Consider the following 19,063-nt stretch of genomic DNA (forward strand, 5'->3'; position numbering starts at 1 on the left):
ATATATTTTAGTTATAATCACAAAAATTAAAATATTGAAAGGAAAAATATGTGGGATAAAATTTTAACTATTTTGCAAGAATTTCTGTTTCTTTTTAGCGAAATTTCAATTTTGTTTATTTTGGTGAGTATGTTTGTTGCTTTTGTGAATGAAAGATATTCTAAATTTTTTGAGGCTCATCTAAAAAGTGATGGATTTGGAAGCTATGTCAAAGCTATATTTTTAGGATCTTTAACACCTTTTTGTTCGTGTTCAAGTATACCACTTTTAAATGCTTTTTTAAGAGCAGGCGTTCCTTTAGGTGTATGTATAGCTTATCTTAGCACCTCGCCTTTAATTAATCCTATTATTTTAGTGATGTTTATAGCGAGTTTTGGAGTTAAGATAACCTTGCTTTATGTAGGATTTTTATTTGGGATTATTTTATTGCTTGCTTTTGGGATTTCAAAAACCAACACAAGAGTATTTTTCAATGAAAATTTTTTAAATAATGAACTTCAAGAAGGACAAGCAAAATCTTGTTGCTCTAGTGTTAAGTCACAACCTACTACACAAATTTCATGTTGTTCCAGCACTAAACCTAGTCAGTTTTTCGCTCAAAGTTCATGTTGTTCAAACCCTAAAATAACTCAGTCTGCTATGCAAAGTTCTTGTTGCTCGTCAAATAATTCATTGCTTAAATTTACAAAACCTGAAAGTAGATTAAAAAAATACTTCACTCAAAGTTTAAAAGAATACAAAAAAATCTTACCTTATATTGTTATTGGTATGGCTATAGGAGCTACAATACACGGTGCTTTCCCGCAAAATTTCTTTGAGGAATATCTTAAAGATTATGGAATTTTGGGTGTGATTATAGCTGCTTTTATAGGTGTTTTGCTTTATATGAATTGCTCGGCTATGATTCCAGTTGCCTTGTCTTTGACTCAAGCTGGTGTACCTTTAGGGATTATGATGAGTTTTCTAATAGCAGGAGCAGGGTGTTCTTTGCCTGAACTTATTTTGCTTAAAAGAATTTTCAAAACAAGCTTTTTGATTTTATTTGCAGGTATGATTGTTTTTATAGCAATTAGTTTTGGACTTTTAATGTTTTTTATATAAGGATTTTTATGCAAGAGTTTTTAAAAATAACAAGTGCGGTTAATGATGAAAGCAGGATTTTAATTCTAGCTTTTTTACAAAAACATGGAAAGCTTTGTGTGTGTGATTTGCAAAGCTCTTTAAATATGAGTCAATCAAGGCTTTCAAGACATTTAAAAATTTTAAAAGAAGCTAATTTTTTAGAAGTAGATAGACAAGGTGTTTGGGCGTATTATGGAGTAAAAGAAAATTTAAATAATTTTTGCAATGATGTGTTAAAAAACATCAATGAGCTTTCTATAAAGCTTCCTGAGCTTAAAAGATTTTCTTGCGAATGCCCTAAGGAATAAAATGAAAATAGCTTTTATTTGCATTCATAATAGTTGCAGATCTCAAATGGCTGAAGCTTTGTGTAAGAAAATATGTAAAGAGGTTGGATTGGATTTAGATGTTTATTCGGCAGGAAGTGATATTTCTAAAGGAATTAATCCTAAGGCTATAAAGATTTTAAAGCAAAAATACGCCCTTGATATAAGTTCTTATAAGGTAAAGAGTTTTGATAGTTTACCTAAGGATTTAGATATTGTTGTAGGAATGGGTTGTGGAGTAGCTTGTCCAAATATTGAAGCAAAGTTTCACTTTGACTTTGGCTTGGAAGATCCTAGTGATTTTGAAGATAAGGATTTTATTAAAGTAGTGGAAAGCTTGGAATTAAAACTTAAAGAGCTTTTAGAAAAAATCATACAAGGAGAACTTTAAATGCTTGGTTTTATAGATAGATTTTTAACCCTATGGATTTTTATAGCCATGGCTTTTGGATTATTTTTAGGATTTATATTTCCTAATATTACAAATTTTTGGGAGAGTTTTAATTATAATCAAAATAATGTTTTACTTATGGTATGTTTGGTTTTAATGATGTATCCACCTTTGGCTAAGGTTGAGTATAAAAAGATATTTAAAATTTTTCATTCTTTTAAAGCTTTAATGCTTTCTTTATTTTTAAATTGGATTTTTGGTCCTATTTTAATGTTTATATTAGCTTGGGTGTTTTTAAAAAATGATCTTGATTATATGCAAGGTATTATCATCATAGGTTTAGCTCGTTGTGTAGCTATGGTGGTAGTTTGGAGTGATTTAGCTAGGGCTGATAAAGAGTACACTGCTGCCTTAGTGGGTATTAACACTATTTTTCAAATTTTGTGTTTTGCTTTTTATGTGTACTTGTTTTTAGAGTTTTTTCCTTCTCTTTTGGGCTTGAGTTTTCAAAATAACCTAGAAATAAGAATGGATGAAATTTTGAAAAATGTGGCAATTTACCTTGGTTTGCCTTTTTTACTAGGAATTTTAAGTAGGGTTATTTTTATTGGTTTAAAAGGTAAAGAATGGTTTGAGCAAAAATTCTTACCTAAAATTAGTCCTATTACGCTTATTACTTTACTTTTTACTATAATTATTATGTGTTCTTATCGATCAAGTGATATTTTTAATTTACCTTTGGATGTATTTAAAATTTGCATTCCTTTGTTTTTATATTTTGTGATAATGTTTTATAGTTCTTGGTTTATAAGTAAAAAACTAGGTTTAAACTATGAAAAAAACACAGCTATTAGTTTTAGCGCTAGTGGTAATAATTTTGAACTTGCCATAGCTATATCCATTGCATCTTTTGGTATAAGCTCATTACAATCATTTGCTGCTATTATAGGCCCATTGATTGAAGTGCCTGTTTTGATTTTACTTGTTAAATGGGCTTTGAAGTTTAAATATTAATAACACCGCTAAAAAATCAGTGGTGTTATTTTTTATGAGAGAATTTATGAGGATGGCTACCTTTAATATGAATAATTTTACCATCTTGTAAATCATAAGCTTGTCCAAATCCTTTTACAAAGCGTCCATTATGAAAGTCGAGTTTAATCAAATGAAAATCAAGCATTGTTCTGATCATCTTTACTGCTTTATCATCTTTTACTTGTTCTTCAAATTCGTCATATTTTTTATCAAAATCGTTGTTTCTTTCGAGTATGGTTGCGCTTGCTTTATAACGCAATCTTTTTCTTAGTGTTATCGAGCTTGCTTTGCATTCATCTTCTAAAAACATCACTTCAATATTTTTTGGATTTGCTTTGATATTGTTAAAATGCTCACTGATTTGACTAATGTAAATATAGTTTTCAGATTGAAATCTAAAAAATGGAGCATAAGAACAAGTAGCTTCACCATTTTCTGTCAGTGTTGCTAAAATGATAGAGTTATATTGAGCAATAAATTCATTAATTTCTTGATGTATGTTTTCTGTGTTATCGTTTTTTACGCTTAAACAAAGTTCTATGATTACATCTTTAATAGAATTTTCATCAGCTATTGTTGGAAAATTAACGCGCAATGTTTGATTGTTGTTATATATAATATCCAATCCTTCAAAATCGACACTTTGTAGTGTAGCATTTTTGATTATTTTAGAATTAGAAAATTTTTTACATAAATCTATTAAATTAGACTGATGATGTGAGTTTATATGCTCTATAATAGTGTTGAAATTCATTATACTATCCTTTTTTTGTTTAGCTTAATATCAAATATACTATATCTTAAATTGATGATAATTTTATATTTTGGCAAAAAATTTTTCATTGCTAAAAAACTAAGTGCTAATATACAAAGCTAGCTCATCACTTAAAAGATAATTGGTGTTATAAAAAAATCCATTTTTATAAACTAATTTTTCTTTTTTGCTAAGAAAAATTGCTTTATCTTTTTCTAAGGGTTTTAGTTTTGTTTCATCTACTCCTATAATGCTTCTAAGCCCTAGAAAAATATGCTCTAAACATAAATCTTTCGAATTTAAATTTTCAATTTTTCTAAAACAAGGATTTGTTATATAATCTTTTAAACTTTTTTTGGTGTAAAGTCTTTGATTTTTTAAAAACCCCACAGCACTTAGACCACAGCCAATATAGTCTTTTCCTTGCCAGTATGCAAGATTATGTTTGCAAATTTGTCCAAAATTGCTAATTTCATATTGTTTATAGCCAAGATTTTCAATTGCTTTGATAAAGTATTTTGCAAGGCGTGGAGCGTTTTTTTTAAAATGAAATTTTTTAGCAAATCTAGTTTTTTCTTCTATGGTTAGACTATAAGCGCTCACATGGTTAATATCAAGCAGGGCAAGTTTGTAAATTTCATAATCAAGCATTTTTTTATCATCAAGTTTTGTATCATAGATTAAGTCCAGATTGATATTGTTAAATCCTGCTTTTTTTGCATTTTCTATACTAGTAAAAATACTTTTTTGATCATGAATACGCCCAAGAAATTGTAATTTTTTTTCATGAAAACTTTGTACACCAAAAGAAATACGATTAAAACCTAAATTTTTTATTTCTTTAAGCCATGAAAAATTACTTGAGTTGGGGTTGGCTTCTATGCTGATTTCACTATCTTTTTGTAAATAACTTTGTAAAAAAATAAATATTTTTTCATAAAAACTAGCATCCATTAAACTAGGCGTGCCACCACCTATAAAAACAGTCTTTATGGAATTTTTATCAAGTTTAAAAAAATTTAGTTGATATCTTATATCTTGTATTAAAGCATTTAAATAATCTTTTTCAACATCTTTTTTCTTAAGTGAGGTAAAAGAACAATAAAAACACTTACTTTCGCAAAATGGTATATGTATATATAAATGCATAAAACTTCTTTAAAATGTGATTATAAATTCGTATTTTTTTGTTAGAATTATATTATTTAAAAGTCAAGGATAAGAAAATCATGGAAAAAGAAAAAAAATATAGGCCAAATGTAGCTGCTATAATACTATCATCAGCTTATCCTTTTGAATGTAAAATTTTACTTGCTAAACGTAATGATATGGAAGATATATGGCAATTTCCTCAAGGTGGTATAGATAAGGGGGAAGATGCTAAAAGTGCATTGTTTAGAGAATTAAAAGAAGAAATAGGTACAGATGAGATTGAAATTTTGGCTGAGTATCCTGAGTGGATTAGTTATGATTTTCCAGCCAAAGTCGCCCAAAAGATGTATCCTTATGATGGTCAAAATCAAAAATATTTTTTAGTTAGATTAAAAAATAAAGCTATTATTAATCTAAATACTAAAAATCCTGAATTTAATGCTTGCAAATTTGTTTTATTAGAAGATGTTTATGATATGATTAATCATTTTAAAAAACCTATATATACCAAGGTTTTAAAATATTTTAAAGAAAGGGGGTATATTTAATGCTGATCGTACAAAAATATGGGGGAACAAGTGTAGGAACACTTGAGCGTATTGATGAAGTTGCTAAAAGAGTGGCAAAAAGTAAAAAAACTTGCGATAAGTTAGTTGTAGTTGTTTCAGCAATGAGTGGGGTGACTAACGAACTTATTGATTTTGCTCACCATTTTAGTAAAAATCCTTCAGGTCGTGAGATGGATATGCTTTTAAGTAGTGGTGAACGTGTGACTTCATCTTTGCTTGCTATTGCGCTAAATGAAATGGGTTTAAAAGCTACTGCATTTTCCGGACGTAATGCAGGAATTATTACAGATGATGTTTATACTAAAGCAAGAATAGAACACATTGATACTACAAATATCAACAAAGCTTTAGATGAAGGATATATCGTAGTAGTGGCTGGCTTTCAAGGTATTGATAAAATGGGTAATGTTACTACTTTGGGCCGTGGTGGAAGTGATTTAAGTGCGGTTGCGTTAGCAGGAGCTTTAAATGCTGATTTATGTGAGATTTATACTGATGTAGATGGAGTATATACTACCGATCCTAGAATTGAACCAAAGGCTAAAAAGCTAGATAAAATTTCTTATGAAGAAATGCTAGAGCTTGCAAGTTTAGGAGCTAAAGTTTTACAAAACCGCTCTGTAGAGCTTGCTAAAAAATTAAATGTGAAATTAGTTACTAGAAGTAGCTTTAATGAAAATGAAGGTACGATTATTACTAAGGAGGAAAATATGGAACAGGCTTTGGTTAGCGGTATAGCACTAGATAAAAACCAAGCAAGGGTTACTTTAAGAAATATTGATGATAAACCAGGTATTGCTGCTGAAATTTTTGGAACTTTAGCAAATGAAAATATCAATGTGGATATGATTATCCAAAATGTCGGAGTAGATGGAGCCACAAATTTAGGCTTTACAGTGCCTGAAAACGAGCTTGATTTAGCAACTAATGCTATGAAAAAAGTTTTAGGTGCTAATGCTAATATAGAAACAGATAGTGCTGTGGTAAAAGTTTCAGTTGTGGGTGTGGGTATGAAATCACATTCTGGAGTAGCTTCAGCAGCTTTTAAAGCATTGGCAAATGAAAATATCAACATACAAATGATTTCTACAAGTGAAATTAAAATTTCAGTTATCGTGCATGAAAAATACGGCGAATTGGCTGTAAGAGTATTGCATGAAGTTTATAAACTAGATGTATAAATGAGCAATAGTTTTTTAAAATTTACCCTAGAACAAATCCGAGAAAATGGTACTTATACAAGTTGGTTAGAAGAAAGGCGTCTTGAATGGTCGCCTTTGATTGCTTCTAAGTTAGCTTTGCTTTTGCAAGGTTATACTTTTATTGTGATTACTGATGATCAAAGAGCTTGGTTTGAAGAGTATTTTTTAAGCCAAATCAATGCTAGTACCACAAGACCTTTGGTGCCTTTTGTGTCTTTAAAAGGAATTTATAATAAAGCTTGTAATACCCAAGAAGATATAGATTTGCTAAATGATCTTTTGAGTATTTCTTTTCCTAATGGTTATGCTTTTTTCTATATAGGAACTAACACAGGTTTTAAATTTAAAATCGCTAATTCTAAAGCAGAAAGTATGCTTTGGCTTTTTGATGAGCAATTGCAAAATAGTTTTTATCTTTCCTCACGCGATAAAGAATTAGACTATAAACTTATTTCTTTATATAAAGTATTTGAACAAAGCTTAGAGGCTGTACTTTTTTCTAAGGTAGAAATTTGAATCTAAGAAATAAAATCATTATTCATAATGATTTTGAGCTAATGCAAGAAAAGCTCACAGAAGAATATGGAGCAAAAAATCTTAAATTTTTCATACCTAAAAATCCTGACTTAGAATTAAGACTAAATGACTTAACCTATGATAAAAACGCTCAAGCAACCGCAAAAGCTATTATGAAAGAAAGCTATGTAGCTGAAGCGCAGGCTAAAATCATTGTTATACTAGCTAGATCTTTTCGTGAAGAAGCGCAAAATTTTTTACTAAAGCTTTTTGAAGAGCCACCAAAAAATGTATATTTTATCATCGTAGCTCCTTCAAAAAATGTTTTTTTGCCTACTATACTTTCAAGATTTATCGTAGAAAAGCATAAAATTCAAAAAGAAAAAATATCTTTAAATTTAGATCTTAAAAAAATAGATCTTGCTCAAATTGCTTCATTATTAAAACAATATGAAAATATAGACAAGCATGAGTGTTTAGAGCTAATTAGTGCTTTAAGCCATGAGTGCTTTAAACAAGATATAAAATTAAACGATGAAGAAATCGAATTTTTCTACAAAGCTTATGAGTTAGCTAAATTAAATGCAAAGCCAACTATTTTACTAAGTACCATAGCTTTAATTTTACACGAGAGAAAAAATGAAAATCATTAAAATCAATCCTAACACAGACTTTGAACAAATTTCTAAATATATAAAACCACACAAAGCGGGTGAGAAAATTATGAGTGAAAAAACTCAAATTCATTTTTTTCTTATTAAAGAGTTAAGAGCGCCTGCTGCAAATATACTCAAGCAAGATGCACTAAGAGTTGGAGCTGAGCTTGTAACACATAAAGAAGTTATACTAGGTAAAGAACATACTAATGCCTTACTTATGGTAACGCAAGATCAAGTCAAAAAGCTTATAGAAAAAGAAAAATTACAAGATTTTAAACTTAAAAATTTAGCACTATTTTTAAAGTCTAATTTCGCTAAACCCAAATATGCAAAAATTATGGGTGTGATTAATATCAATGAAGATAGTTTTAATGCTCAAAGTAGGGTTAAAGAAAATGAAGTTTTAGAAAAAATCGAACTTATGATCTCTCAAGGGGCTGATTATATAGATATAGGTGCGGTTTCTTCAAGACCTGGTAGTGTGTATTGTGGGAAAGAAGAAGAGTTTAAGCGTTTAAAAAATACCCTAGATTTAATTTATAGAGAAAAACTTTATGAAAAATGTATTTTTAGTTTAGATAGCTTTGATGAGTATTGTTTAGAATATGCTTTAAATAAAGGCTTTAAGCTTATTAATGATATTACTGGGTTTAAAAATGAAAATTTAGCCAAACTAGCTTTAAAATACAAAGCCACTTACACACTCATGCATATACAAAATACCCCACAAAATATGCAAGATAGCCCACATTATGAAGATGTACTCGCTGAGCTTGATGATTTTTTTGCTCAAAAACTAGAAAGATTAAGTGAGCTTGGTTTAGAAGATGTGGTTTTAGATGTTGGCATTGGTTTTGGTAAAAGTCCTTGGCATAATATGATGTTAATCAAACACTTAGAGCATTTTTTACGCTTTGAAAAAGAGCTTTTAATCGGAGCTAGTAGGAAAAGTATGATAAATGCTTATTTTAATTCAAGCGTTGAGCAAAGGCTAGCTGGTACACTTTATTTGCATTTGGAGGCTTTCAAAAATGGTGCAAGCATTATAAGAGCACATGATGTGTATGAACATAAGCAAATGTTTGAACTTGCAAAAGCTATGGATGAACTTTCTTTGGAGCAATGATGACTTATCAAGAGTATTTAGAAAAGGTAAAATTAGCAAAAGAATGGATGAGGGCCTATTATGAAGATGATGAGCCTTTAGCAAGCGATGAAGAATACGATAAACTTATAAGAGAGTTAAAAGCATTTGAAACGCTTCATCAAGAAAAGATTTCTAAAGATTCTCCTACGCAAAATATTGCCCCGACTATACAAAGTGAGTTTTATAAACTTGCACACAGTGCAAAAATGTGGTCTATGGAAGATGTTTTTGATGAAGCTGAGCTTAGAGCTTGGGCAAAAAGAGCTAAATGTGAGTTTAATTTTTTCATAGAACCTAAATTTGATGGGGCGAGTTTAAATCTTACCTATGAAAATGGTATTTTAATCAGCGGTGCTACAAGAGGCGATGGCGAAATAGGCGAGGATATTACTTTAAATGTAAAAGAAATATCTAACATACCTCAAAAAATTCCTTATAAAGACAAGATAGAAATTCGTGGCGAAGTAGTGATTTTAAAAGAAGATTTTGAAAAAATCAATGAAAAAAGAGCCAAAGATGGTTTAAGTTTATTTGCAAATCCACGCAACGCAGCAAGTGGCTCTTTAAGACAGCTTGATACAAGCATTACAAAAGAAAGAAATTTAAAATTTTATCCTTGGGGAGTGGGGGAGAATTCTTTAAAATTTAGCAAGCACTCTGAAGTGATGGAATTTATAAGAAGTCTTGGTTTTTTAAAAGATGATTTTGTTTTTTGTGTGAAAACTTTAGATGAGGTTTTAGAAAAATATCATGAGCTTTTAGAAAAAAGAGATCAAAAACCTATGATGATGGATGGTATGGTTGTAAGGGTAGATGATTTAGCTCATTGTAAGCTTTTGGGTTATACCGTGAAATTTCCAAAATTTATGGCTGCATTTAAGTTTCCTGCTTTGGAAAAAACTACAACCTTGCTTGGGGTTAATTTACAAGTCGGAAGAAGTGGGGTAATCACTCCTGTGGCGGTTTTAGAGCCTGTAAATTTAGATGGGGTTGTAGTAAAGTCTGCAACCTTGCATAATTTTGATGAGATAGCTAGACTTGGAGTGATGATAGGCGATAGTGTAAGTGTGATAAGAAGTGGCGATGTTATACCTAAAATCACTAAAGTTTTTACTCAAAGGCGTGATGGCTTAGAAAGCCAAATTACCAAACCAACTCTTTGCCCTGAGTGCTTTAGTGAGCTTTTGGATGAGGGTGCTTTTTTAAAATGCCAAAACTTAGACTGCAAAGCAAGGCTTGTAAATTCCATTATACATTTTGTATCTAAAAAGTGTTTAAATATAGACGGCCTTGGAGAAAATATCGTCGAGCTTTTATTTAAAGAAGGAAAAATCACTAATATAGAAAGTATATTTTTCTTAAAATACAGTGATTTTGAAGGCTTAGAAGGTTTTAAAGAGAAAAAAATCAATAATCTTTTAAGTGCTATTGAAAATGCAAAAAAATGTTCTTTATCAAGGTTTATCACTGCTTTAGGTATAGAGCATATTGGAGAAGTAGCAGCTAAAAAGCTAGCACAATCTTTTGGCTTTGAATGGTTTATGCAAAGTTATGAAGCTTATGCAAATTTAGAAGGTTTTGGCGAGCAAATGGCTAAAAGCTTAGAAGAATTTACTCATGTCAATGCAAACCGCATTCAGCATTTTTATGAAATTTTGCATTTAGAAGATGAGAAAAAAGAGCTTATTATAAATGAAAATATTTCTAATAAAACCTTTGTTATTACAGGTACTTTAAGTAAACCACGTGATTATTTTAAAGAACTAATCGAAAGCTTTGGAGCAAAAGTAAGTTCAAGTGTGTCTAAAAAAACGGACTTTGTATTATATGGAAGCGAAGCAGGCTCAAAGCTTGAAAAGGCTCAAAGCTTAGGAGTTAAATGTATTGATGAGGCTGAATTTAACGACCTCTTAGGCGGTGATGATGAGGTATGATGTTTTTGTGAGTGCAAAGTTAAACATTTCTCGCAATAAAGCTTGTGAGCTTATAGAAAACAAGCAAATTTTACTCAATGGTGAGTTTAAAAAAACTTCTTTTAAAATCACATCTTTAAATCCTTTAGAAGATGAGAGTTTAAAACTCACACTTTTAGAAGAGCTTTTTGTAAGTAGAGCTGCTTTTAAACTTAAGCATTTTTTACAAGAGCATACATTTGCTATAAAAGATAAAATTTGTTTAGATATAGGCTCATCGACTGGAGGCTTTGTGCAAATTTTACATCAAAATAATGCTAAACACATCACAGCTTTAGATGTAGGTTCTAACCAACTTCATAAAAGCTTAAGAAATTTAGAAAATATCCAAATTTGTGAAAACACCGATTTGCGTGAGTTTAAAAGTGAAATTTTATATGATGTTATCACTTGTGATGTGAGTTTTATATCTTTAACGCATTTGATTTTTTATATAGATAAACTTGCTAAAGATCTTATCATCTTACTTTTTAAACCTCAATTTGAAGTAGGTAAAAATGCTAAACGCGATAAAAATGGAGTAGTAAAAGATGCTAAAGCTATTAAAACTGCCAAAGAAAGCTTTGAAAAAGCTTGTGCAAATCTTGGCTGGATCTTACAAGTAAATCAAGAGTCGCACTTAAAAGGAAAAGAAGGTAATGTTGAGTTTTTCTATGCCTATAGAAAAAACTAAAATCACAAGCTTGGCTATAGGACGTTTTGATGGTATGCATTTGGGACATTTTGAGCTTTTTAAGCACCTAGATGACAATGGAGCCTTATTTATCATCACTAAAGAGGAAAAAGAAGCCCTAACGCCCAAAGATTTTAGAATAACTTTAGTTGATTTTCCTTTGATTTTTTGTGATTTTGATAAAATTAAAGACTATAAAGGCGAGGATTTTTTAAAGCTTTTAAAGCAAGAATTTCCCAAACTAAAAAAAATCATCGTGGGCTATGATTTTAAATTTGGTAAAGAAAGAAAATGTAGTGCTAAAGATATACAAAGCCTTTGTGATATAAATACCATCATCGTAGATGAGTTTAAAATTCAAAACAAAAGTGTGCATACAAGTATGATTAAAACCTTACTCAAAGAAGCTAAGGTCAAAGAAGCTAAAAACTTTCTAGGTAGGTTTTATAATATACAAGCAAGCATCATCAAAGGTCAAGGCATAGGTGCCAAAGAACTTTTTGCGACTTTAAATTTATATGCAAAAGATTTCTTTTTACCTAAAGATGGCGTATATGCGACTTTGGTAAAAATTGAAAATAAAAGTTATCATAGTGTAAGTTTTATAGGTATAAGATCTACTGATGAAAATTTTGCTTTAGAAACGCATATTTTAGATGTAAATTTCACAAATACAAAAGCAAAGTCAGTGGAGCTAAGTTTTATTGACTATATAAGAGCTAATGAGAAATTTAATGACTTAGTTTTATTAAAAGCTCAAATTAGCAAAGATATTAGCAAAGCAAAAGAAATTTTAGGAAAATTAAATGAAAGATGAAATTTTTAAAAAACCTTTAGAAAAACAATTTGAATTTGATAAAAGCGTAGCAAGCGTTTTTGATGATATGGTTTCAAGGTCTGTACCTTTTTATACGCAAAATTTAAAACTCATAGTCGAACTCATCGATCATTTTGCTCCACAAAATGCAAAAATTTGTGATCTGGGCTGTTCTACGGCTAGTTTATTGCTTGCACTTTATGAAAAAAGAAAAGATTTTCTTTTAAGCGGGGTTGATGAAGCTAATGCTATGTTAGAGATCGCCAAAAACAAATGCCAAGCCTTTGGAGCTAGGGTGGAATTTTATCAAAAAAATTTAGATGATTTTGACTTTTTTAAAAATGATGTTTTTATAGCTACTTATACTTTGCAATTTATCCGCCCACCTAAAAGACAAGAGTTGGTTGATAAAATCTATCAAAACCTAAATGAAAATGGTATGTTTGTGTTTAGTGAAAAAATTCTATATGAAGATGTAAAAATAGCTAAAAAAATGATACAAATTTATGAGCAATATAAACTAGAGCAAGGTTATAGCAAGCTAGAAATTTCCACTAAAAGAGAAGCTTTGGAAAATGTCCTCATACCTTATACTCAAAATGAAAATATAACTATGCTTAAAAAAGCAGGATTTTCTAAAGTAGAAAGTGTTTTTAAGTGGGTAAATTTTGAAACTTTTGTAGCTTTTAAATGAGTAAGATATCTAATTCTTATGAATTTATATTTTATGTAAATTTTGGTATAATATTTGCTAGAATAATTAATTAAAATTAGTTAAATATAAGGAAAAACAATGCTTAATTATATGATTTACACGGGCGGGGGGGATTGAAAAATCCCAAACTAAATTTACTTCTTTAAATTCATCTATTTCAAATAGTTATATTAATAGCAATAGTAATATTTTCTTTACTAAAAAATTCTTTTTTTGCAAAAGCATTACAAGCTCATAATGAACTCTGTGTTTTCGCTCAAACTATGATAGAGCAATTGCAAGATGGAAAATTAGTAGAAAAAATCATAAATACAAATAACCTACAAGATAGATTGCAAGAAAAAACACGAGAAAATTTAACTGTAGTTAAAATATATGAATATTTAAACACAAAGATTTTACCCCAAAAGGCGTATTTGCTGTTTAAGCTTTTAAGATTGGAGGAATCTTTGAAGTTATACGAAAGTTTATGTGAATATAATCAAAATAATGCACAATTTTGGCAAAATTACGCAAAAACTTTAGAACTTAGTTTAAATTACCAAGAAGCGTATGATGCATACCAAAAAGCTTTAAGTTTACATCCACATGCAACTTATCAGTTTGACTTAGCGTATTTGCTAATGCGTATGGGGGAAAATAATAATTTTGAAGAAGGTAAAAGACTGTATGAAAGTAGGCTTTTTTATGCCCATAATGAAACTTTTTCACCTTATCATTACAATAAAACTATACAAGCCTTTAATAAATATGGGGTGCAAGCTTTTAAAGATAAAGAAATCTTAGTATTTTGTGAGTAAGGTTTTGGTGATACTATAATGTATGCTAGGTGTTTAGAAAAACTATGTCAAATAGCTTCTAAAGTTCTATTTGCTCCGCAAAGTGCTATGTATGAAATGTTTAAAAATCAACTTAAAGAGCTTAATAAACAAAATAATTTTTTTACTAATTTGAAAATTTTAAAAGATTTTCCGAGTGAATTTGATTATGCTATACCAATTTGCTCTTTACCTTTGTTTTGTGATATTAAATTAGATGAAATTTCTAAATTAAGAACACCAATTATTGCCTTGGAAAAACCAAATAATAAAATTAAAAAAATAGGAATTTTTTGGTTTACTCCAAATGCTGTAAATTCAGATTTACTACGAAATATTGACTTTGTGTTTTTATTTAATACTTTAAGTAAATTAAATTATAAAATTATGTCTTTTCAAATAGATGGTATAGAAGGATTGGTTTTGCCTAAAGAAGTTGAAAATAGGGGTGTAAGATTAAAAAATTGGAGTGATACCTTAGAGAATTTAAAAGATATAGATTGTATGATAAGTATAGATAGTGCAATAGCGCATTTAACTTTAGCATTAAATATACCTACTATAGTGCTTTTGGCGCCTAGATTTGATTGGCGATGGGGTAAATTTGAAAATCAAAAAAGTTGTTTTTGGCCAAGAGCAAATTTAATAACTCTTATAAATGGTAAAGATGTTAAGAAAAAAATCCAAAATTTACTAAAAAATCAATTCAATGCTTGAGATTATTTCAAACATTGAATCTAAAATGCATTACATCGCCATCTTGTACGATATAATCCTTTCCTTCAAGGCGTAGTTTTCCTGCTTCTTTAGCGCCATTTTCGCCTTTGCATGCAATATAATCCTCATAAGAAATCACTTCAGCTTTGATAAAACCTTTTTCAAAGTCATTGTGGATCACGCTCGCAGCTTTTGGTGCTTTCCAACCTCTTTGTATGGTCCATGATCTAACTTCTATTTGACCTGCTGTAAAATAACTTATCAAATTAAGTTTTGAAAAAGCTGTGCGTATAACTACTTCAAGCCCGCTACGCTCAACCCCCAAAGATTTTAAAAATTCGTAGTTTTCTTCATCACTTAAAGCTATCATTTCCTCTTCTATTTTAGAACAAAGCTTGATAACTTCATGGCCTGATTTTGCTGCGAATTCTTTAAGATCTTTTACAAAATCATTATCTTCTAAAAGTGAGTTCTCATCTACATTTGCCCCATATATCACTTCTTTAGCTGAAAGCAATCTTAGTTCTTTTATAAGAGCATGATAGACTTCATTTTTATTTGAGAAAGAACTTGCACTGTTATTTTGATTTAAATGCTCTAAAAGCTCATTGGCTAAAGCTAAGCTTTCTTTTGCACCTTTTTCATTAGCCTTTACGCCTTTGGCGAGTTTTTCTATTTTTTTACTAAGTTGCTCTATGTCTGCTAGTATAAGCTCTGTTTCTATGATTTGCACATCACGCACGGGATCAACGCTACCTGCAACATGTGTAATATTCTCATCATCAAAACAACGCACGATGTGTAAAATCATTTCTGTTTCACGTATGTTAGATAAAAATTTATTACCCAAACCCTCACCTTTGCTAGCGCCAGCTACTAAGCCTGCTATATCAACAAATTCAATATTTGAGCGTATAATTTTTTGTGGATTAACGATTTTTGCTAGCTCTTTTAAGCGATGATCTGGCACAGGAACGACTGCTTTGTTTGGTTCTATGGTGCAAAATGGATAATTTGCACTTTCTGCATTTTGTGCTCTTGTTAGTGCGTTAAAAGTTGTGGATTTTCCAACATTTGGAAGTCCTACTATACCAACTGATAAACTCATTTTTGTTTCCTTGAAAGATAAAGTAAATATGAAAGGCACATTCTAACCCCAGCTCCAGTTGCGCCAAAACTGTGATAACCCCAAGCTTTTTCTAAATAAGCTGGCCCTGCGATGTCTAAATGTAGCCATTTGTCTTTGTATTCTTCTCTAATGAAAGAATTTAAAAATAACCCCGCTGTAATAGCTCCACCATAACGACTTGAAGAGGTATTGCTAACATCTGCTATATTTGATTTTATAAGCTCTTTTAAATGTGGGTTAAAATGTAAAATAGTAGCCAAATCCCCACTTTTTTTGCTTACTTTATAAAATTCGTTTTGTAAATCTTCATTATTTCCCATGATAGCACTAGTGTATTCTCCAAGTCCTACCACGCAAGCTCCAGTTAGAGTAGCAAGATCTATTAATAAATCAGGTTTTAGATCTTGAGCAAGTGAAAGACAATCTGCTAAAACTAATCTTCCTTCTGCATCGGTATTTTTAACCTCTATGCTCACACCTTCTCTTGAAATAAGTATATCATCAGGCTTATAAGCATTTCCACCTATCATATTCTCAGTTGCACCTATGATAGAATGCACTTCTATATCAAGGTTTAATTCGCTTGCGCCTTTGATAATAGCCATTACAGCTGCACCGCCACTTTTGTCTGATTTCATTGTTAGCATATAATCAGCAGGTTTTAAACTAAGTCCACCACTATCATAAGTTAATCCTTTGCCTACAAACACTACTTTCATTTTTGGATTTTGTGGTTTGTAAGAAAGATGAATGAGTTTTGGAGGGTGCACTGAAGCACGATTTACTGCTAAAAATGCTTGCATTTTTTCTTGTTCTAAAAAATCTTTTTCATAAATTTGGCATGAAATTTTAGGATCGTTTTTGCTTAAATTTATAGCATCTTCAGCCATTTTAGTTGGAGTATAAACTTGAGGAATTTCATTAACAATATTCTTTGCAAAATCACAAGCATTAGAAAAAATTTTTCCATAATTAATTCCTATATACGCTTCTTCAAGATTGTAAGTTTTATTGTTAATTTCCTCCTGTGATATATAAATATTTTCTAACTTACTTGGAGTTTTTTCTTTTTTATATTTATTAAATTCATAAGCACCAAAAATAAATCCTTGAATCAAAGCATTAAAACTATTTACTACACATTTTCCTACAACACTTTTTGTTTTAATATTTTGAATTTCAAGTTTTTTTAAAGCTTTATAAGCACTTGCAAAAGCAGACCTTATATCTTCATATTCTAAGCTTTTAAGTTCACTATAAAGGATTTTATTTTGCATATCTATACAAACTCCTTCGCCTTTATAGTTTGAAAGTTTAAAAAGTTCTTGACTTTGAGTATATTTTTCTATCTTTTTATCTTGTATTAAAATGATCTCAAAGTCAGCATTTATAGAATTAATTTTTTCTTCTTTAAAATTAAAAATCATTTATGAGTCCTTTTTCTAAGTATAGATTTTTCCATTTGTTTCATACCTAAAAATAGAGCAAGTAAAAAACAAGCTATAATAGGTACTGCAAAATACCAATGATCTCCAGCCCATTCAACAGCTAGCCAAATTTCTTTTCCAAAAAACCAAGCAAGTAAAATAGTTATAGCAGCCCAAGCCCAAGCACTAATGAGATTAATAAAAGCAAATTTTTTAGCACTATAGCGTGTTAATCCTATACTCATAGGTATAATAGTTCTAAAACCATACATGTATCTTTGTATGAAAATAATAGGCCAGCCAAAACGCTGTAAAAGTAAATGCGCTATGGCAAATTTACGCCTTTGGGTGCGAAGTTTTTTCTGAATGTATTTTTTATTATATCTTCCTATGTAAAAATATATTTGATCGCCTACAAAACCACCTAAACCTGCTATGAAGATTATAAGGCCTAAATTTACATGTCCTTCGTGTGCAAAAATACCTGCTAAAATCAGTGCTAATTCTCCCTCAAGTATACACCATAAAAACACGATGATATAAGCCCAATTTTTATAATCATATAAAAGTTGTTTTAAAAATTCTTCCATTTTATACCTCTAAAACACTATAAACAGAAGTTAATTTGGCTAGTTCTTTAGCCCCATCAAGATCTTTTAATTCTAGTAAAAAACAAGCTTCAATACATTTTGCATTGAGTTTTTCTATTAATTTAACAGCAGCTATTGCTGTACCGCCTGTAGCGATAAGATCATCTATAAGTAAAACATTTGCTTTTTGATTATTAAAAGCATCAATATGAATTTCTATAGTATCACTACCATATTCTAAGCTATAAGATTCTTGTAAGCATTTTGAAGGTAGTTTTCCGGGTTTTCTTATAGGTACAAAAGGAAGTTTTAATCTAGCACTTAGCGCAGCTCCAAAAATAAAACCTCTACTTTCTATACCAACAATATAATCAAGCTTTGCATTTTGATATTTTTCAACCAAATGATCCATTAAAAAAGCAAATGCTTCTTTATTGTTTAATAAAGTTGTGATATCTCTAAAAATAATCCCTTCTTTTGGAAAATCTTTTATAGCTCTAATGCTATCTAATAAATATTTCTTATCTTGTTCTTTTATCATAATAATGCCTCGATTTTTGCTTCTAATTCTTTAATTCTTTGTCTTAATTTTTCATTTTCAATACGATATTGTGAATTTCTTGTTCTAAGAGATGTTAAATCTGCTTTGCTTTTATTTAATTCTTCGGTTAGAATATCAATATTACCTAAACTTCTTTGAAGCTGTACTTGTAATTTTCTAATGACTATTTCAGTATCATCAAGATTGTTTTTTATAAATTCTTTTGCCACTTTTTCCTTGTGGAGTAATGTTTTATAGTAAAGTAGCATAATAGTCATATAAATACTAACACAAATTAATACAGTTAATACAAGCCAACTTAAAATCATGATTTTACCTCTATTTTGTTAATTCGCACACAATGTCTTCCACCGCTAAAAGAAGTATTAATAAAATTTGAGATAATTTCAAAAGCCATATCTATTCCGATCAATCTAGCTCCTAAAGCTAAAACATTTGCGTCGTTGTGTTCTCTTGAGAGTTTAGCGCTTAAAGGTTCGTTGCATAAAGCACAGCGTATATTTTTGTGGCGATTTGCTGCTATACTCATACCAACACCTGAACCACATACTAAAACTCCAAAACTATTTTCATCAATTTTAGAGCTTAATAAATGTGCATAATCAGGATAATCACAACGATCCTCACTAAAAGGTCCCAAATCTTCAAAGTTTATATTTTTTTCTTGTAAAAAATTGATAATCTCTTGTTTTAAAACAAAACCAGCATGATCGCTTGCTATGTAAATTTTTTCTCTTAGCATTTAATAATCACTTTATCGTTAAAATTT

23 protein-coding genes are annotated in these 19,063 nt (G+C 30.0%); 15 read left to right on the forward strand and 8 right to left on the reverse strand.

Features of this window, described 5'->3' with window-relative positions; all coding sequences use genetic code 11:
• Positions 1 to 48: 48 nt before the first annotated feature.
• Genes EL235_RS03470 through arsB form a run of 4 tightly spaced genes read left to right on the forward strand, consistent with a single transcriptional unit; the run spans position 49 to position 2,853 of the window.
• Positions 49 to 1,101 carry a permease gene (locus EL235_RS03470; protein ID WP_126340808.1) on the forward strand — a complete coding sequence of 351 codons (1,053 nt, stop codon included), beginning with the start codon at positions 49 to 51 and terminating at the stop codon, positions 1,099 to 1,101.
• Between the two features lie 8 nt (positions 1,102 to 1,109).
• A complete protein-coding gene (locus EL235_RS03475) occupies positions 1,110 to 1,430 on the forward strand; it encodes an ArsR/SmtB family transcription factor (RefSeq protein ID WP_039625893.1) in 321 nt (106 codons plus the stop codon).
• A 1-nt stretch (position 1,431) separates the two neighbouring features.
• Complete coding sequence (locus tag EL235_RS03480; protein ID WP_039625895.1) at positions 1,432 to 1,839, forward strand: arsenate reductase; 408 nt, start codon at positions 1,432 to 1,434, stop codon at positions 1,837 to 1,839.
• Positions 1,840 to 2,853 (forward strand): ACR3 family arsenite efflux transporter, encoded by a 1,014-nt coding sequence (gene arsB / locus EL235_RS03485; protein ID WP_126340809.1) that lies wholly within the window; start codon positions 1,840 to 1,842, stop codon positions 2,851 to 2,853.
• A 25-nt stretch (positions 2,854 to 2,878) separates the two neighbouring features.
• On the opposite strand, the gene EL235_RS03490 is transcribed toward arsB, so the two are convergent.
• Both EL235_RS03490 and hemW read right to left on the reverse strand, forming a co-directional pair.
• The gene (locus EL235_RS03490) at positions 2,879 to 3,628 is read right to left on the reverse strand and encodes a HugZ family heme oxygenase (protein WP_126340810.1); all 750 of its coding nucleotides are present in this window, start codon (positions 3,626 to 3,628) and stop codon (positions 2,879 to 2,881) included.
• Between the two features lie 99 nt (positions 3,629 to 3,727).
• A complete protein-coding gene (hemW, locus tag EL235_RS03495; protein WP_114640254.1) occupies positions 3,728 to 4,777 on the reverse strand; it encodes a radical SAM family heme chaperone HemW in 1,050 nt (349 codons plus the stop codon).
• An 80-nt stretch (positions 4,778 to 4,857) separates the two neighbouring features.
• Here hemW and EL235_RS03500 point away from each other — a divergent pair, with 80 nt between their 5' ends.
• The 11 genes from EL235_RS03500 to EL235_RS07870 all read left to right on the forward strand — a co-directional run bounded on the left by EL235_RS03500 (position 4,858) and on the right by EL235_RS07870 (position 14,586).
• The gene (locus tag EL235_RS03500; RefSeq protein WP_039625903.1) at positions 4,858 to 5,328 is read left to right on the forward strand and encodes an RNA pyrophosphohydrolase; all 471 of its coding nucleotides are present in this window, start codon (positions 4,858 to 4,860) and stop codon (positions 5,326 to 5,328) included.
• A complete protein-coding gene (locus tag EL235_RS03505) occupies positions 5,328 to 6,530 on the forward strand; it encodes an aspartate kinase (RefSeq protein WP_039618106.1) in 1,203 nt (400 codons plus the stop codon). The genes EL235_RS03500 and EL235_RS03505 overlap by 1 nt, the downstream gene beginning before the upstream one ends.
• Positions 6,531 to 7,067: a HobA family DNA replication regulator gene (locus EL235_RS03510; RefSeq protein ID WP_126340811.1), complete on the forward strand. Its 537-nt coding sequence runs from the start codon at positions 6,531 to 6,533 to the stop codon at positions 7,065 to 7,067.
• A gap of 41 nt (positions 7,068 to 7,108) precedes the next feature.
• Entirely contained in the window at positions 7,109 to 7,720 is a 612-nt protein-coding gene (locus EL235_RS03515; RefSeq protein ID WP_047208781.1) for a DNA polymerase III subunit delta', read from the forward strand.
• Positions 7,707 to 8,852 (forward strand): dihydropteroate synthase, encoded by a 1,146-nt coding sequence (folP, locus tag EL235_RS03520; RefSeq protein WP_126340812.1) that lies wholly within the window; start codon positions 7,707 to 7,709, stop codon positions 8,850 to 8,852. The genes EL235_RS03515 and folP overlap by 14 nt, the downstream gene beginning before the upstream one ends.
• The gene (gene ligA, locus EL235_RS03525; RefSeq protein ID WP_126341190.1) at positions 8,852 to 10,807 is read left to right on the forward strand and encodes an NAD-dependent DNA ligase LigA; all 1,956 of its coding nucleotides are present in this window, start codon (positions 8,852 to 8,854) and stop codon (positions 10,805 to 10,807) included. Before folP ends, ligA begins: the two co-directional genes overlap by 1 nt.
• Positions 10,797 to 11,519 (forward strand): 23S rRNA (cytidine-2'-O)-methyltransferase TlyA, encoded by a 723-nt coding sequence (tlyA, locus tag EL235_RS03530; RefSeq protein ID WP_126341191.1) that lies wholly within the window; start codon positions 10,797 to 10,799, stop codon positions 11,517 to 11,519. The genes ligA and tlyA overlap by 11 nt, the downstream gene beginning before the upstream one ends.
• The gene (locus EL235_RS03535; protein ID WP_126340813.1) at positions 11,485 to 12,336 is read left to right on the forward strand and encodes a bifunctional riboflavin kinase/FAD synthetase; all 852 of its coding nucleotides are present in this window, start codon (positions 11,485 to 11,487) and stop codon (positions 12,334 to 12,336) included. Before tlyA ends, EL235_RS03535 begins: the two co-directional genes overlap by 35 nt.
• Positions 12,326 to 13,030 (forward strand): carboxy-S-adenosyl-L-methionine synthase CmoA, encoded by a 705-nt coding sequence (gene cmoA / locus EL235_RS03540; RefSeq protein ID WP_126340814.1) that lies wholly within the window; start codon positions 12,326 to 12,328, stop codon positions 13,028 to 13,030. Before EL235_RS03535 ends, cmoA begins: the two co-directional genes overlap by 11 nt.
• Before the next feature lie 284 nt (positions 13,031 to 13,314).
• The gene (locus EL235_RS07865; RefSeq protein ID WP_164717490.1) at positions 13,315 to 13,851 is read left to right on the forward strand and encodes a hypothetical protein; all 537 of its coding nucleotides are present in this window, start codon (positions 13,315 to 13,317) and stop codon (positions 13,849 to 13,851) included.
• 18 nt (positions 13,852 to 13,869) lie between these two features.
• Positions 13,870 to 14,586, forward strand: a complete 717-nt coding sequence (locus tag EL235_RS07870) for a glycosyltransferase family protein (RefSeq protein ID WP_164717491.1) — start codon at positions 13,870 to 13,872, stop codon at positions 14,584 to 14,586.
• Between the two features lie 7 nt (positions 14,587 to 14,593).
• Here EL235_RS07870 and ychF read toward each other — a convergent pair whose 3' ends face one another.
• From ychF to rpiB, 6 genes are read right to left on the reverse strand one after another with little or no spacing between them, the layout of a single operon-like run.
• A complete protein-coding gene (ychF, locus tag EL235_RS03550) occupies positions 14,594 to 15,694 on the reverse strand; it encodes a redox-regulated ATPase YchF (protein ID WP_126340815.1) in 1,101 nt (366 codons plus the stop codon).
• Positions 15,691 to 17,142 carry a leucyl aminopeptidase gene (locus EL235_RS03555; protein WP_126340816.1) on the reverse strand — a complete coding sequence of 484 codons (1,452 nt, stop codon included), beginning with the start codon at positions 17,140 to 17,142 and terminating at the stop codon, positions 15,691 to 15,693. The genes ychF and EL235_RS03555 overlap by 4 nt, the downstream gene beginning before the upstream one ends.
• Positions 17,139 to 17,732, reverse strand: coding sequence for a DedA family protein (locus EL235_RS03560; RefSeq protein ID WP_039625923.1), 594 nt, complete (start codon positions 17,730 to 17,732; stop codon positions 17,139 to 17,141). Before EL235_RS03560 ends, EL235_RS03555 begins: the two co-directional genes overlap by 4 nt.
• A gap of 1 nt (position 17,733) precedes the next feature.
• The gene (apt, locus tag EL235_RS03565; protein ID WP_114640264.1) at positions 17,734 to 18,273 is read right to left on the reverse strand and encodes an adenine phosphoribosyltransferase; all 540 of its coding nucleotides are present in this window, start codon (positions 18,271 to 18,273) and stop codon (positions 17,734 to 17,736) included.
• The gene (locus tag EL235_RS03570; RefSeq protein WP_039618138.1) at positions 18,270 to 18,602 is read right to left on the reverse strand and encodes a hypothetical protein; all 333 of its coding nucleotides are present in this window, start codon (positions 18,600 to 18,602) and stop codon (positions 18,270 to 18,272) included. Before EL235_RS03570 ends, apt begins: the two co-directional genes overlap by 4 nt.
• A complete protein-coding gene (rpiB, locus tag EL235_RS03575; protein WP_039625927.1) occupies positions 18,599 to 19,036 on the reverse strand; it encodes a ribose 5-phosphate isomerase B in 438 nt (145 codons plus the stop codon). Before rpiB ends, EL235_RS03570 begins: the two co-directional genes overlap by 4 nt.
• Positions 19,037 to 19,063: the final 27 nt, after the last annotated feature.

This window comes from Campylobacter lari (assembly GCF_900638335.1).
GTDB classification, from domain to species: Bacteria; Campylobacterota; Campylobacteria; order Campylobacterales; family Campylobacteraceae; genus Campylobacter_D; species Campylobacter_D lari_E.